The sequence below is a fragment of the Halarchaeum rubridurum genome (assembly GCF_014647115.1).
Lineage (GTDB): Archaea > Halobacteriota > Halobacteria > Halobacteriales > Halobacteriaceae > Halarchaeum > Halarchaeum rubridurum.
On record NZ_BMOO01000001.1, the window covers coordinates 623,233 to 635,113 of the forward strand.

The 11,881-nt window shown below is 70.1% G+C and carries 13 protein-coding genes; 6 read left to right on the forward strand and 7 right to left on the reverse strand.

What is annotated here, in order from left to right:
* The first annotated feature begins 3 nt into the window (after positions 1-3).
* Both IEX84_RS03425 and IEX84_RS03430 read left to right on the forward strand, forming a co-directional pair.
* Positions 4-471, forward strand: a complete 468-nt coding sequence (locus IEX84_RS03425) for a cupin domain-containing protein (RefSeq protein WP_188869808.1) — start codon at positions 4-6, stop codon at positions 469-471.
* Entirely contained in the window at positions 468-932 is a 465-nt protein-coding gene (locus tag IEX84_RS03430; protein WP_188869811.1) for a DCC1-like thiol-disulfide oxidoreductase family protein, read from the forward strand. Before IEX84_RS03425 ends, IEX84_RS03430 begins: the two co-directional genes overlap by 4 nt.
* 5 nt (positions 933-937) lie before the next feature.
* Here IEX84_RS03430 and IEX84_RS03435 read toward each other — a convergent pair whose 3' ends face one another.
* Both IEX84_RS03435 and alaS read right to left on the reverse strand, forming a co-directional pair.
* The gene (locus IEX84_RS03435) at positions 938-1,639 is read right to left on the reverse strand and encodes a type 1 glutamine amidotransferase (RefSeq protein WP_188869812.1); all 702 of its coding nucleotides are present in this window, start codon (positions 1,637-1,639) and stop codon (positions 938-940) included.
* A 94-nt stretch (positions 1,640-1,733) separates the two neighbouring features.
* A complete protein-coding gene (gene alaS, locus IEX84_RS03440; RefSeq protein ID WP_188869814.1) occupies positions 1,734-4,526 on the reverse strand; it encodes an alanine--tRNA ligase in 2,793 nt (930 codons plus the stop codon).
* A gap of 238 nt (positions 4,527-4,764) precedes the next feature.
* Here alaS and IEX84_RS03445 point away from each other — a divergent pair, with 238 nt between their 5' ends.
* Positions 4,765-5,778: a glutathione S-transferase family protein gene (locus IEX84_RS03445; protein ID WP_188869816.1), complete on the forward strand. Its 1,014-nt coding sequence runs from the start codon at positions 4,765-4,767 to the stop codon at positions 5,776-5,778.
* Positions 5,779-5,856: 78 nt separating this feature from the next.
* Here the strand turns inward: IEX84_RS03445 and IEX84_RS03450 are convergent, their stop codons facing one another.
* On the reverse strand, positions 5,857-6,822 hold the full coding sequence (locus tag IEX84_RS03450) for a replication factor C small subunit (RefSeq protein ID WP_188869818.1): 966 nt from the start codon (positions 6,820-6,822) through the stop codon (positions 5,857-5,859).
* Positions 6,823-6,975: 153 nt separating this feature from the next.
* Here IEX84_RS03450 and samp2 point away from each other — a divergent pair, with 153 nt between their 5' ends.
* Together samp2 and IEX84_RS03460 are read left to right on the forward strand one after the other, a co-directional pair.
* Positions 6,976-7,173: a ubiquitin-like small modifier protein SAMP2 gene (gene samp2 / locus IEX84_RS03455; RefSeq protein ID WP_188869820.1), complete on the forward strand. Its 198-nt coding sequence runs from the start codon at positions 6,976-6,978 to the stop codon at positions 7,171-7,173.
* Entirely contained in the window at positions 7,166-7,654 is a 489-nt protein-coding gene (locus IEX84_RS03460; RefSeq protein ID WP_229732292.1) for a GNAT family N-acetyltransferase, read from the forward strand. The genes samp2 and IEX84_RS03460 overlap by 8 nt, the downstream gene beginning before the upstream one ends.
* Here the strand turns inward: IEX84_RS03460 and IEX84_RS03465 are convergent.
* Together IEX84_RS03465 and IEX84_RS03470 are read right to left on the reverse strand one after the other, a co-directional pair.
* Entirely contained in the window at positions 7,646-9,025 is a 1,380-nt protein-coding gene (locus tag IEX84_RS03465) for a phosphoglucomutase/phosphomannomutase family protein (RefSeq protein ID WP_188869822.1), read from the reverse strand. The two genes, IEX84_RS03460 and IEX84_RS03465, sit on opposite strands and share 9 nt — an antisense overlap.
* A gap of 51 nt (positions 9,026-9,076) precedes the next feature.
* Entirely contained in the window at positions 9,077-9,502 is a 426-nt protein-coding gene (locus IEX84_RS03470) for an iron-sulfur cluster assembly scaffold protein (protein WP_188869824.1), read from the reverse strand.
* 191 nt (positions 9,503-9,693) lie between these two features.
* Here IEX84_RS03470 and IEX84_RS03475 point away from each other — a divergent pair, with 191 nt between their 5' ends.
* Entirely contained in the window at positions 9,694-10,206 is a 513-nt protein-coding gene (locus IEX84_RS03475) for a hypothetical protein (protein ID WP_188869826.1), read from the forward strand.
* On the opposite strand, the gene IEX84_RS03480 is transcribed toward IEX84_RS03475, so the two are convergent.
* Positions 10,207-10,416, reverse strand: a complete 210-nt coding sequence (locus IEX84_RS03480) for a glycine zipper 2TM domain-containing protein (protein WP_188869828.1) — start codon at positions 10,414-10,416, stop codon at positions 10,207-10,209.
* 72 nt (positions 10,417-10,488) lie between these two features.
* Positions 10,489-11,736: an aminotransferase class V-fold PLP-dependent enzyme gene (locus IEX84_RS03485; RefSeq protein ID WP_188869830.1), complete on the reverse strand. Its 1,248-nt coding sequence runs from the start codon at positions 11,734-11,736 to the stop codon at positions 10,489-10,491.
* Positions 11,737-11,881: the final 145 nt, after the last annotated feature.

Consider the following 11,881-nt stretch of genomic DNA (forward strand, 5'->3'; position numbering starts at 1 on the left):
AACATGCACACCGTCTCGCTCGCCGACCAGCACAGTCGGATGGGCCCGGCCTCGACGATTTACGCGCTCACGGACGCCCTCGGGGCCTCCGACCTCGCGCTCAACTACTACGAACTCGCCCCCGGCGAGTCGACCGCGTACGGCTACCACAGCCACGCGAAGCAGGAGGAGGTCTTCTACGTCCAGTCGGGCGAGCTCACCTTCCGCACTGCGGACGGCGACGTCACCGTCGCGGCGGGCGAGCTCGTCCGCTTCGGACCCGGGGAGTTCCAGCGCTCGCGGAACACGGGCGACGACACCGCCGTCGTCCTCGCCATGGGCGCGCCGCAGGACGCCGGTGAGACCGTCACGCGCCGCGAGTGCGAGGAGTGCGGCGGCGAGACCACACAGAGCATCGAACTCGCCGAGGACGGCGACGCGGTCCTCGTCCGCTGCGACGAGTGCGGGGAGACCACGGGGCGGTACGAATGACTCGTGCCGATGACGAATCGGCACGGAACGAGCGAACGCGGGAGGAAAAGCGAGAGCCACGCGCCGACGGTGGCGAGACAGAGCACCCGCCGAGAATCGTCTACGACGACGACTGTGGCTTCTGCACGTGGTGCGTCGAGCGCGCGCTCGACCGCGGTGACTTCGAGCCCGTGGGGTTCTCGGAGCTCTCGCCCGACCAGCGCGCGCGCCTCCCCGAGGACTACGAGACGTCGGCCCACCTCCTCACGGACGACGCCGTCTACTCCGCGGGCGAGGCCGTCGAGCAGACCGTCGTCCGCCTCTACCCCGAGCTGGAGCCGCTCGTCGACGCGCTCCGCGCGTTCGAGCCCTACCGCGAGCTCCGCGAGGGACTCTATCGGTGGGGCGCGGACCGGCGGAGCTGGTGGGGGAAAATCGTGCGGGCCTGTCCGCCGGCGCGTCAGCCCGCGGACCGGGAGTAGCGCGTTCAGTCCGCGGCGGCGGGCGCGTCGCGCGCGGCGAGCTCGCAGAAGTTGTCGAAGAGCCGCTTGGCCTCGCAGGCCGCCCGGTACTGCTCGGCGTCGATACCGTCGAGCACCGCGGCTTTCCGGTCGTCGGCGAGGTCGTCCTTGCGCTCGGTGACGTCCCTGGCCGTTCGGGTGTCGTACTCGGGGTGGAACTGGACGCCGTAGGCGGTCCCGCGGCGGAAGGCGTGGACGCCGTACTCGTTCTCCGCGAGCAGCTCCGCGCCCGGCGGGAGACCGGTGACGGCGTCGGAGTGCGTCGTGAACACCGTGAACTCGGTGTCGATGCCCTCGAAGAGCGGGTCGCCCCCGTCGTGGGCGACGGTCCGATAGCCGATCTCGTACTCGCCCATGTCCTCGACGGTGCCGCCGAGCGCCTCGGCGACGAGCTGGTGGCCGAAACAGACGCCCAGAACGGGGAGCCCGCGCTCGTCGGCACCCGCGACCCACTCGCGGGCGGGCGCGATCCACTCCTGCTCGTCCTCCCAGTACACCGAGGAGCGCGAGCCCGTGACGATTGCGGCGTCGAAGTCGTACGAGTCCGGGAGCTCGCCGCCGGCGGCGTGGAACTCGACGAGGTCGGCATCGACCTCCCGCCGGAAGTTCCGCGCGGTGTCCGCCGGGTCGTGGGCGGCGTTGAGGAGCGCGACACGGAGCGACTGCATAGTGGTGTGAAGCGTTCCCAGACCGAAAAGGGTTGTCGCTCGGCCGGGTTTCGCCGCGACCGCGGACGGCCTCGGGTCGGCCGGAAGTACCGCCTCAGGCCTCGGCGGACTCGCGCAGGAGGTCGGGCGCGGCGTCGAGGGCGTCGTCGACCTTCTCGCTCTCCGGTCCGCCGCCCTGCGCGAAGTCCGCGGGGCCGCCGCCGCCGCCGCCCACGAGGGCCGCGAGCTCGCCGACGACCTGGCCGGCGTTCACCGGCGCGCCGTCCGGGACGCCGACGACGAACTGCGCGCCGTCCGCACCGCTTCCAACGACCGCTATCTTGCCGTCCTCGACGAGCGCGTTCGCCGTCGCTCGCAGTTCGTCCATGTCCGCATCGACACGCTGGACCACGGCCGTCCACTCGCCGACCTCGACCTCCTCGCCGCCACCACCGCCGGACGCGCGGGCCTCGGCGAGTTGCTCTTTGAGCGCCTCGATGCGCTTGCCCCGCTCCTTCCACTCCGTGAAGAAGCGCTCGGCCGTCTCGGGCACCTCGGGCGGCGCGACGTCGAAGGTCGCCGCCGTCTCGCGGAGGTAATCCTCCTGCGCCTGGTCGTGTTCGAGCGCGGCGACCCCCGCCGCGAACGTGATGCGCTCGACGCCGTCCTGGATGCGTTCCGTGTTCAGAATCCGAATCGAGCCGATGTCGCCCGTGCGCTTCACGTGCGTCCCCGCACAGGCCTGGACGTCCTCCGCGACGTGAATCAGCCGGATGTTCTCGCCCGGCGGAATCCCGCCCTGGTAGAGGTCGAAGCCGTGCTCCGATTCGGCCTCGTGGCGGTGGGGCCACTCCTGCTCGACGACCGTGTTGTCCGTCACGATCTCGTTCGCCACGCGCTCGATGGCCTTCACCTCGTCGCGCGAGATGCGGTCGTAGTGACTCACGTCGATCCGCGAGGAGTCCGTCCCCTTCTGCGCGCCCGCCTGCCGGACGTGCGAGCCGAGCACCTCGCGGGCCGCGTGCCCGACCACGTGCGTCGCCGTGTGGTGTTGCATCAGCCGCCGCCGCCGGCTCATGTCGATCTGGCCCCGGACGAACTCGCCCTTCCCCGGGTCCTCGTCCGTCCGGTGGAGGACGACGTCGTCGCGCATCTGGACGTCCCGCACCTGCACGGTCTTGTCGTCCGTCGAGAGCGTCCCGTGGTCCGCCGGCTGCCCGCCGCCCTCCGGGTAGAACATCGTCTGATCGAGGACGACGTCGTACGCCGGGCCGCCGTCCTCGCCCTCGCCGTCGCGCTCGAAGACGTCGAGCACCACGGCCTCGAACTCCGCTCTGTACTGGTCGTCGTAGTAGAGCTCCTCCGTGTCCGGGAGGTCGCCGAGCCGGTCGTCCGTCTCCTCGGTCTCCTCGAAGGCCTCGCCCGAGTCGTGCCGGGAGGCGACGAGCGAGTAGAAGTCGTCGGGCTCGTCGACGCGCGCGCCGACGTCCTCCGCGATCTCCGTCACCATGTCCGGCTGGAGGCCGTGGCTGTCGTAGAACTCCACGAGCTGGCTCGCCGGGATCGGCTCGCCGCGCTCCGCGTACTCCTCCGCGAGCTGCTCGACCTTCCGGGAGCCCCGCTCCAGGGTCTCCTCGTACTTGCGGACCTCCGAGCGGACGATGTCGCGTATCGTCTCGCGGTTCTCGTAGTCGAGGCGCTCGGCCTGCCGGTCCACGAGGTCGTCGAGGTCGACGTCCGCGTCGAGGCCGTCGATCAGGCGCGCCGTGCGGCGCAGCACCATCCGCGCGAGATAGCCCGTCCCGACGTTCGACGGGACGATGCCGTCCCCGAACATGTACGCCAGGGTCCGGACGTGGTCCGCGATGGCGTAGATATCCTCGAGGGGGCGCATCAGCTCGTGGAGGCGCTCGGTCTCGACGCCGAGTTTGTCCGCGATGTTGTCGCGCGCCGCGTCCATGTCCTCCACCTCGTCGATGTCGAGGTGGCCCGCGAGCTTCGCGGCGCGGTGGATGAGCTCCTCCTCCTCCTCGGTGTGGTGGATGCCCGCCGCGTCCTTCAGGTACGCGATGGCGTCCGGGTAGACCGCCTCGTAGACCGTCGGCGTCCCCTGGGAGACCCACGTCCACCGTTCGAGGCCGTACCCCGTGTCCACGATGTACGTGTCCATCGGCGAGTACGTGTTCCCGTCCTTCATCTCGTACTCCCCGTCGGGGTCCTGTTCCATCGACATGAAGACGAGCGTCCCGAGCTCCGCGCCCTTGTAGATGACCTCGAAGGCCGGGCCGGCGTTCCCGCCGCCCACCCACGGGTCCTCGATGTACGTTATCTCCTCGGGGTCCGCACCCATGTCGACGAAGAACTCGTCGCAGTACGCCACCGTCTCCTCCTTCCAGTAGACCTCGCCCTCGTAGGCATACTCCTCCTCGGCGTCCTCGCGGGCGTTGAACGCCGTGTGCGACATCATCTCGAACGCCATCGTGTGCCGACCCGTCTTCCCCACGTTGTCGATGTCCTGCATCCGGATGCAGGGCTGGCTAATCGCCAGGGGGTTCGCGGGCGGCGGCGTCTCGCCCGACGTGACGAGCGGCTGGAAGTCGTAGATGGACGCCTGCGTCAGGAGGACGTCGTCGCGCCAGCGGTTCGCCGCCACCGGGTACGGGTCGATCCGCTCGTGGTCGTGGTCCTCGAAGAAGGAGAGGAAGCGCTCGCGCATCTCGCCCAGGTCGTACGCCTCGTCGAAGCCCGGGTCGTCGATGAACCCGTACTCCTCACAGGGCGGCTCCCCGCACGTCTCCCGGTCCGCGTCGCGGGTCCAGAAGTGCGCCCCGCACTCCGTACACTGCCCGCGACGGAACCCCTCCTCCTCGAAATAGTCGAGGCGGTACTCCGCTTCGAGGTCGCTCATTGCGTCCTTCTGGCCGACCGAGCGGCAAAACGCTTCCGCACTAAGCCCTCCTCGCTGCGCTCGCCCGTAGCTCCTCGCTGCGCTCGCCCGTAGTATTCCACCGGGCCCGCCGGTCCCGTCCGGGCGGCGTCGCCGCCCGAGCGGGGCGTGAGGAGCGGACCGCTACCGCCGACGGCCACTCGTCGCGCATCCCTCCGAGGCCCCCGTGCTTTTGCGCCATGCGCTCCTCTCCCCGTGTATGGCTCGAATGGTGGACGGGGAGTGGCGCTACGACGTCGAGCAGATACAGAGCGACGAGTCGGGGGAGTTCGAGCGCGACACGACGTCCTTTCGCGACTGGATAGCGGGCACGCGACGCGGTCCCGACGACGTCGTCGCGGACGGGCCCGACCCGGAGGCGGGACGCTACCACCTCTACGTCTCCTACGCCTGCCCGTGGGCGCACCGGACACTCTTCACGCGCGCCGTGAAGGGGCTTGAGGACGCGATTACGGTGGACGTCGTCGACCCCGTCCGGAAGAACGAGGGGTGGGAGTTCGCCCCCGAGAAGCCGGGGTGCACCACCGAACGCCAGTACGGCTACGACTACCTCCGGGAAATCTACGCCGAGGCGGACGAGGACTACACGGGCCGCGTCACGGTGCCCGTCCTCTGGGACACGGAGGAGGAGACCATCGTGAACAACGAGTCCGAGGAGATAATGCGGATGCTCGACACCGGCTTCGATAAGTACGCACAGAACGATCTCACCCTCTACCCCGAGGGCTACCGCGAGGAGATCGACGACGTCATCGACTCGATCTACCCCGTCATCAACAACGGCGTCTACCGCGCGGGCTTCGCGGAGTCCCAGAAGGCCTACGACGACGCCGTCGCGGACCTCTTCGACGCGCTCGACGAGTGGGACGGGCGCCTCGCCGACCAGCGCTACGCCGCCGGCGACCGCCTCACGCTCGCCGACGTGGCGATGTTCACGACGCTCTATCGCTTCGACGAGGTCTACCACACGCACTTCAAGTGCAACGAGAAGCAGATCGCGGAGTACGAGCACCTCTGGGGGTACCTCCGCGAGCTCTGCCAGCTCCCCGGCGTCGAGGCGACGCTCCACATGGACCACGTGAAGAACCACTACTACCGGAGCCACCCGGACGTCAACCCCTCGAACCTCGTGCCGGTCGGCCCCGACCCGGACTTCTTCGCACCGCACGGCCGCGACGACCTGCCCGGCGGGCCGCCCGCCGACCTCGCGTAGAACCGGGCGCTCAGCGTTCTCGCCGCGCGCCGCGCGCCGCGCGCCTCACGGGTCGCTCGTAGTTCCGGGAGAACCGCGCTACTCCTCGGCCTCCAACGCCACCGACGCCAGCAACGCCTCCAACTGCACCTGTTCGTTGGCACCCTCGGCGATACGGTAGTCGGCCTCGCCGATGCGGTCCATGAGGCGGACGGCCTGCTTTTCGGCGAGGTCGAACTCCCAGACGGAACGGTGCAGTTGGTCGATGATGTCGCCGCCGGCGAGGCCGCGCTCGGTGAGGAGGTCGTCGAGGGTCGCGCGGGCGGCGACGAAGTCGCCGTCGATGGCCTCGGTGACCATCTCCTCGATCTCCTCGGGGCGGGCGGTGCTCGTGATGGCGTACACCGTCTCCTCCGTGACGGCCTCGCCGGTCGCGGCGGCGGCCTGGAGGGCGTTGATGGCGCGGCGCATGTCGCCGTCCGCGGCGTAGACGAGCGCGTCGACGCCGTCCTCGGTGTAGTCGACGCCCTCGACCTCGGCGACGTGGCGGACGCGCTCGGCGACGGCCTCGTCCTTGAGGCCCGCGAAGCGGAAGACCGCACAGCGGGACTGGATGGGGTCGATGATCTGCGAGGAGTAGTTACAGGAGAGGACGAACCGGACGTTGTTGGAGAACTGCTCCATCGTCCGGCGCAGGGCGCTCTGGGCGTCGCTGGTGAGCGCGTCGGCCTCGTCGAGGAAGATGACGCGGTAGTCGTAGCCGCCGAAGGAGGCGCGCGCGAAGTTCTTGATGCGGTCGCGCACGACGTCGATTCCGCGCTCGTCGGAGGCGTTCAGTTCGAGGAAGTTCTCCTGCCAGTCGTCGCCGTAGAGTTCGCGCGCGATGGCGGTCGCCGCGGTCGTCTTGCCCGTCCCCGCCGGGCCCGCGAAGAGGAGGTTCGGGAGGTCGTCCTCGTCGACGTAGCTCCGCAACCGCGAGACGACGTCCTCGTGGCCGACGATGTCGTCGAGCGTCTCCGGCCGGTACTTCTCGACCCAGATGTCCTGTCGTCCCGCGTCTGCCATGTCGATGCGAAGACGCCGGCGTCCCATAAGCGCCGCGAAGCGCCGAACGACGGGCGTCGGCGGCCGTCACCGGAGGACGGCGCGGGGGCGAAGCGCACGCGGTCCCGTCCGCCGCGGCGACACGCTGATACGCGCCGGCGTCCACGCACAGATATGCACGTCACCGTCGAGGTCGTCGGGGAGGACGTCCACGAGTTCGACGTCGAGGGGGCGTCCTACGCGGACCTCTTGGAGCGCGTGGACCTCAGCCCCCACGAGGTGTCGGTGATGGTCGATGGCCGCCCGGTCCCCGAGGACCAACCCGTGGAGAGCGAGCACGTGACCGTCCTCCGACTCGTCCAGGGTGGCTGAGCGCGACGTGACGGTCCGCCCGGCGCGGCCCGACGAGCGCGTCGCCGTCCGGCGCGTGCTCGACGCCGCGGTGCTCGCCGTCGACGACGAACTGCTCGCCCGGGCGCTCGACGACGAGGGAGCGCTCGTGGCCGTGAGCGAGGGGCGAGTCGTCGGCGCGCTCGTCGCCGACACCGCGGGCGCGCGGGACGGGACGGAACGCGACGGCGAGGCGGGCGAGGAGGAGGCGAGCGACGACGCGACGAACGACGACGGCGAGGAGTCCCGCGAGCGATCTGGTGCACACGTCGACGCTATCGCCGTCACGCGCCGTCGGCGGGCGCGGGGCGTCGGCACCGCACTCGTCACGGCGGCGGCCGAGCGCTGGCGGCCGCTGAGCGCCGACTTCGACGCCGACGTCCGGCCGTTCTACGAGAAACTGGGGTTCGAGATAGGGGCGCTGGACGGGGACGAAGAACGCCATCGAGGGCGGCTACACTAGGGGTTCGACGAGGTCGCGGCCGGCGTCGAGGAGTTCGCGGACGCGCTCGTCGCTGTCGGCTTCGGCGTAGACGCGCATCTTGGGTTCGGTTCCGGAGGGGCGAACGAGGAGCCACGAGTCGTCCGCGAGGCGGACCTTGAAGCCGTCCGCGTCGTTCACGCCGGCGACGTTGACGCCCGCGACCGTCTCGGGGAGCGCGTCGGCGAGCTCGCGCACGACGGCGGCCTTCCGGTCGTCCGGGCAGTCCACGGAGACCTTCGACTGGACGACGTCGCCGTGTTCGGCCGCGAGACGCGCGGCGCGCTCGTCGTAGGACTCCGCGGCGGCCGCGGCGGCGGCGACGAGCGCCATGAGAACGCCGTCCTTCTCGCGGACGTGGCCGCGGACGCTGAAGCCGCCGGACTCCTCACCGCCCATCAGGGCGTCGCGCTCTTTCATCTCCTCCGCGATCCACTTGAAGCCGACCGCGGTCTCGTAGACGTCCTCGCCGTGCGCCTCGGCGACGCGGTCGACGAGCGAGCTCGTGGAGACGGTGCGGACGGCGGGCCCCGAACGGGTTTCGAGGAGGTAGTCGTACGTCGCCGCGAAGAAGCGGTTCTCGTCGAGGAAGCCGCGCTCGGGCGTGACGACGGCGATGCGGTCGGCGTCGCCGTCGTTGGCGATGCCGAGGTCCGCGTCGTGCTCCTGGACGGCGAGCGCGAGCCCCTGGAGGTTCGCGTCGTCGGGGTCGGGGGGCGTGCCGCCGAACTCGGCGTCGCGCTCACAGCGGAGGCGCTCGACGTCCGCGCCCGCGGCCTCGAGGAGGCGGTCGGTGACGCCGCGCCCGCTCCCGTGCATCGCGTCGTAGACGACCGAGAGGCCGTCGAGGTCCGCATCGACGAGGTCCCGGCAGTGCTCGGCGTGCGGCGTCACGAGGTCGACCTCGGCGACGTCGCCGCGCTCGGCGTCCGGGTCGGCCACCGGGGGCCGGAGGTGGGCCTCGATGGCCTCCGTGACGTGCGGGAGGGCGGGCGCGCCGTCCGCGGGAATGAACTTCACGCCGTTGTACTCCGGAGGGTTGTGCGACGCGGTCACGACGAGCGCGCCCGCGAGGTCGCGTTCGACGATGGCGTGCGCGACGAGCGGCGTCGGGCAGTCGCGCTCGGGGAGTACGACGTCGTGGCCGTTGGCCGCGAGGACGTCCGCGATCTCCTCGGCGAAGTCGCGGGAGGTGGGGCGGGCGTCGTAGCCGACGGCGACCGTCTCGCCCGCGCGCTCGACGTCCGCGAGGTGGTCGGCGGTCGCCTGCGCGACCGCGCGGACCCGCGGCGTCGTGAACACGTCGAGCGTCGCGCGCCAGCCGTCCGTGCCGAACGCGATGGCGTCGTCCATGGCTCGCACTCCCACCGCCGGCGGCAAAACGACTGTGGTCGGAGAGGGGGCCTACTCGTCGTCCTCGGTGGACGTCGCTTCGAGTTCCTTCTCGCCGCGATAGATGTCCGCGCCGTCCTGGACGACCTTCTCCGCGAGCACGGCGCACTTGATGCGCATCGGCGTCACCTCGACGCCGAGGAGGTCGAGCACGTCGTCGCGGTCGAGGTCGTCGATCTCGTCGAGCGTCATCCCGGGGAGCTCCTGGGAGAGCAGGCTCGCCGAGGCCTGACTGATCGCGCAGCCGTCGCCGTGGAACGCGACGTTCTCGACCGTCTCGCCGTCGTCGGCGAGCTCGACGTCGAACTCCAGTTCGTCGCCACAGGAGGGGTTGAACCCCTCGTGGCTGAACGTCGGGTCGTCGAGTTCCCCGTGGTTCCGGGGGTTCCGGTAGTGGTCGAGAATCTGCTGTCGGTACATATCCGAACCCATGCTCATGATGCTCCCGTATACGGACGTACGGCGGAAAAACGTTCCGTCGCCGGCGCTCTCGGGCGTTCCGACGGCGCAGAACGGCGGGGGCGGGTGGACGCGGAGCGGCGGGGACGGGAGGCGAGCGCGTCACGGCCGTCGGCGTCGCGCGCCGACGACCATCGCGCTTTACCCCGCGGGGCACGCAGGAGTCGCCCATGGGCTATCGGGACCGACTCGCGCGGACGCTCCTCGACGAGTCGTGGGCGTACGGCTACACGCTCACGATCTGGGGTGCGGGTGCGTTCCTCATCGCCGAGTTCGGCGTCCCGACGCACCTCGACGTCCTCGGCTACATCACGGGCTCGCTCGTCGGTTTCGCCGCGCTCACGTGGTACGGCTTCGGCGGCCTCCTCGTGCGCGTCGAGCGCGACAGCCGCGACGTCCGCTCGGCCGTCGAGATGGTACACCTCTTCGCCACCTTCTGCAACCTGCTCGGCGCGCTCGCCACCATCAAACTCGCGGACGCGCTTCACGCGCCCGAGCCCGTCGTCTTCGGCGTCGTCGGCTTCGGGGCGACCGTCGGCTACAGCCTCCTGTTGGTGGTCGAGGAGTGCGTCGGCGAACACTGTCTCGACGGGGACCCGACGCGCTCGGGGACGAGCGGGAGCGGGGGCGCGGGCGCGGGCGCGAGCGATGGCGACAGCGATAGTGACGGCGAAAAGAGCTGACTACTCCTCCGCGGCGCGGTCCGTGAGCTTCTCGTAGGCGCTCTTCGCGCCGGCGCTCGTCTCGCCGAGGAAGGCACCCGCGAGCGCGCCGATGGCACCGCCCGTGCTCGCCGCGTTCCGACTGACCAGACCGCCGATACCGGCACCGAGCGCCGCCCCGATAGCCGCGTACTTGGCGCGGTTGACGGCGCGCGTAATCTTGTCCTTCACGTCACGACGTAATCCGCGCGGAGGCATAAAGGTCGGGGTCGCGCGGGGTCGACGGAGCGGCCCACGGCCGGCTCAGTGGAAGATATCGATGGCCCCCTCGACGCCCTCGATTAGCGTATCGACCTCCTCGCGGGTGTTGTAGAGGTAGAAGGAGGCGCGGATGCTCGCGGGGACGCCGAGGGTGTCGTGGAGCGGCTGGGTGCAGTGGTCGCCGGCGCGGACGGCGACGCCGTAGTCGTTGAGGATGCTGGAGAGGTCGTGGGCGTGGATGCCCTCGACGTTGAACGCGACGAGGCCGCCGCGTTCGTCCTTCGGCGGGCCGTAAATCTCGACGCCGTCGAGTTTCGAGAGTTCGTCGTAGGCGTACGCGGTGACGTACTCCTCGTGGGCGTTGATGCGCTCCAGACCGACGTCGTCGACGTAGTCGGCGGCCTCGGCGAACGCGATGCCCTCGGAGATGCTCGGGGTGCCCGCCTCGAACTTCCACGGGAGGTCGTTCCACGTCGCGTCGTCGTAGGTGACCTTCTTGATCATCTCGCCCCCGTAGAGGTAGGGGTCCATCGCTTCGAGGAGGTGTCGCTTGCCGTAGAGCGCGCCGATGCCCGTCGGGCCCGCCATCTTGTGCCCGCTGAAGGCGTAGAAGTCCGCGTCGATGGCCTCGACGTCGACCGGGCGGTTCGGGACGGCCTGTGCGCCGTCGACGAAGATGAGCGCGTCCTGCTCGTGGGCCATGTCGGCGAGTTCGCTCACGGGGTTGACCGTCCCGAGGACGTTCGAGGCGTGAACGACGGAGACCATCGCGGTGTCGTCGTCGATGAGGTCGCCCGCGGCGTTCATGTCGAGCGTACCGTCCTCGGTGATGGGGACGTACTCGACCGTCGCGCCCGTCTTCTTCGCTATCTGCTGCCAGGTGACGAGCGAGGCGTGGTGCTCCATCTCGGTGAGGACGACCGTGTCGCCCTCGCCGAGTTCGTTCAGCCCCCACGCGTAGGCGACGAGGTTGAACGCCTCCGTCGTGTTCTTCGTGAAGACTATCTCCTCGCGTTCGCCCGACGCGCCGACGAACTCGGCGATCCGGTCGTGGGCCTCCTCGTAGGCGATGGAGGCCTCCTGGCTCAGCTGGTGGATGCCCCGGTGAACGTTCGAGTTGTACTCGTAGTAGTACTCCGTGATGGCGTCGACGACCCGGGTCGGCGTCTGGGTCGTCGCGGCGTTGTCGAAGTAGACGAGCGGCACGCCGTCGGCGACCTCGCGCTCCAGGATCGGGAAGTCCGCGCGGAGCGCCTCGACGTCGAGCGGGCTCTGTTCCTGCGTCCCCATATTGGGTGTGCGTAGCGCGTGAGAACGTTTGGTAGCTTCGGAAGCGCGAGCGGTTGCCGTCGTCGACGACGAGGCGGACGGGGGGACGCGGTCGGTGGGGTGAGAACGCGATGTCGGTGCGTCCCGTGGTGGACGCGACGTCGAC

Coding starts and splice junctions, on each gene's coding strand:
- IEX84_RS03435 (WP_188869812.1), bottom strand. CDS start 1,639: ATGCAGTCGCTCCGTGTCGCGCTCCTCAACGCCGCCCACGACCCGGCG.
- IEX84_RS03475 (WP_188869826.1), top strand. CDS start 9,694: ATGGGCTATCGGGACCGACTCGCGCGGACGCTCCTCGACGAGTCGTGG.
- IEX84_RS03445 (WP_188869816.1), top strand. CDS start 4,765: ATGGCTCGAATGGTGGACGGGGAGTGGCGCTACGACGTCGAGCAGATA.
- IEX84_RS03450 (WP_188869818.1), bottom strand. CDS start 6,822: ATGGCAGACGCGGGACGACAGGACATCTGGGTCGAGAAGTACCGGCCG.
- samp2 (WP_188869820.1), top strand. CDS start 6,976: ATGCACGTCACCGTCGAGGTCGTCGGGGAGGACGTCCACGAGTTCGAC.
- alaS (WP_188869814.1), bottom strand. CDS start 4,526: ATGAGCGACCTCGAAGCGGAGTACCGCCTCGACTATTTCGAGGAGGAG.
- IEX84_RS03470 (WP_188869824.1), bottom strand. CDS start 9,502: ATGAGCATGGGTTCGGATATGTACCGACAGCAGATTCTCGACCACTAC.
- IEX84_RS03430 (WP_188869811.1), top strand. CDS start 468: ATGACTCGTGCCGATGACGAATCGGCACGGAACGAGCGAACGCGGGAG.
- IEX84_RS03465 (WP_188869822.1), bottom strand. CDS start 9,025: ATGGACGACGCCATCGCGTTCGGCACGGACGGCTGGCGCGCGACGCTC.
- IEX84_RS03485 (WP_188869830.1), bottom strand. CDS start 11,736: ATGGGGACGCAGGAACAGAGCCCGCTCGACGTCGAGGCGCTCCGCGCG.
- IEX84_RS03425 (WP_188869808.1), top strand. CDS start 4: ATGCACACCGTCTCGCTCGCCGACCAGCACAGTCGGATGGGCCCGGCC.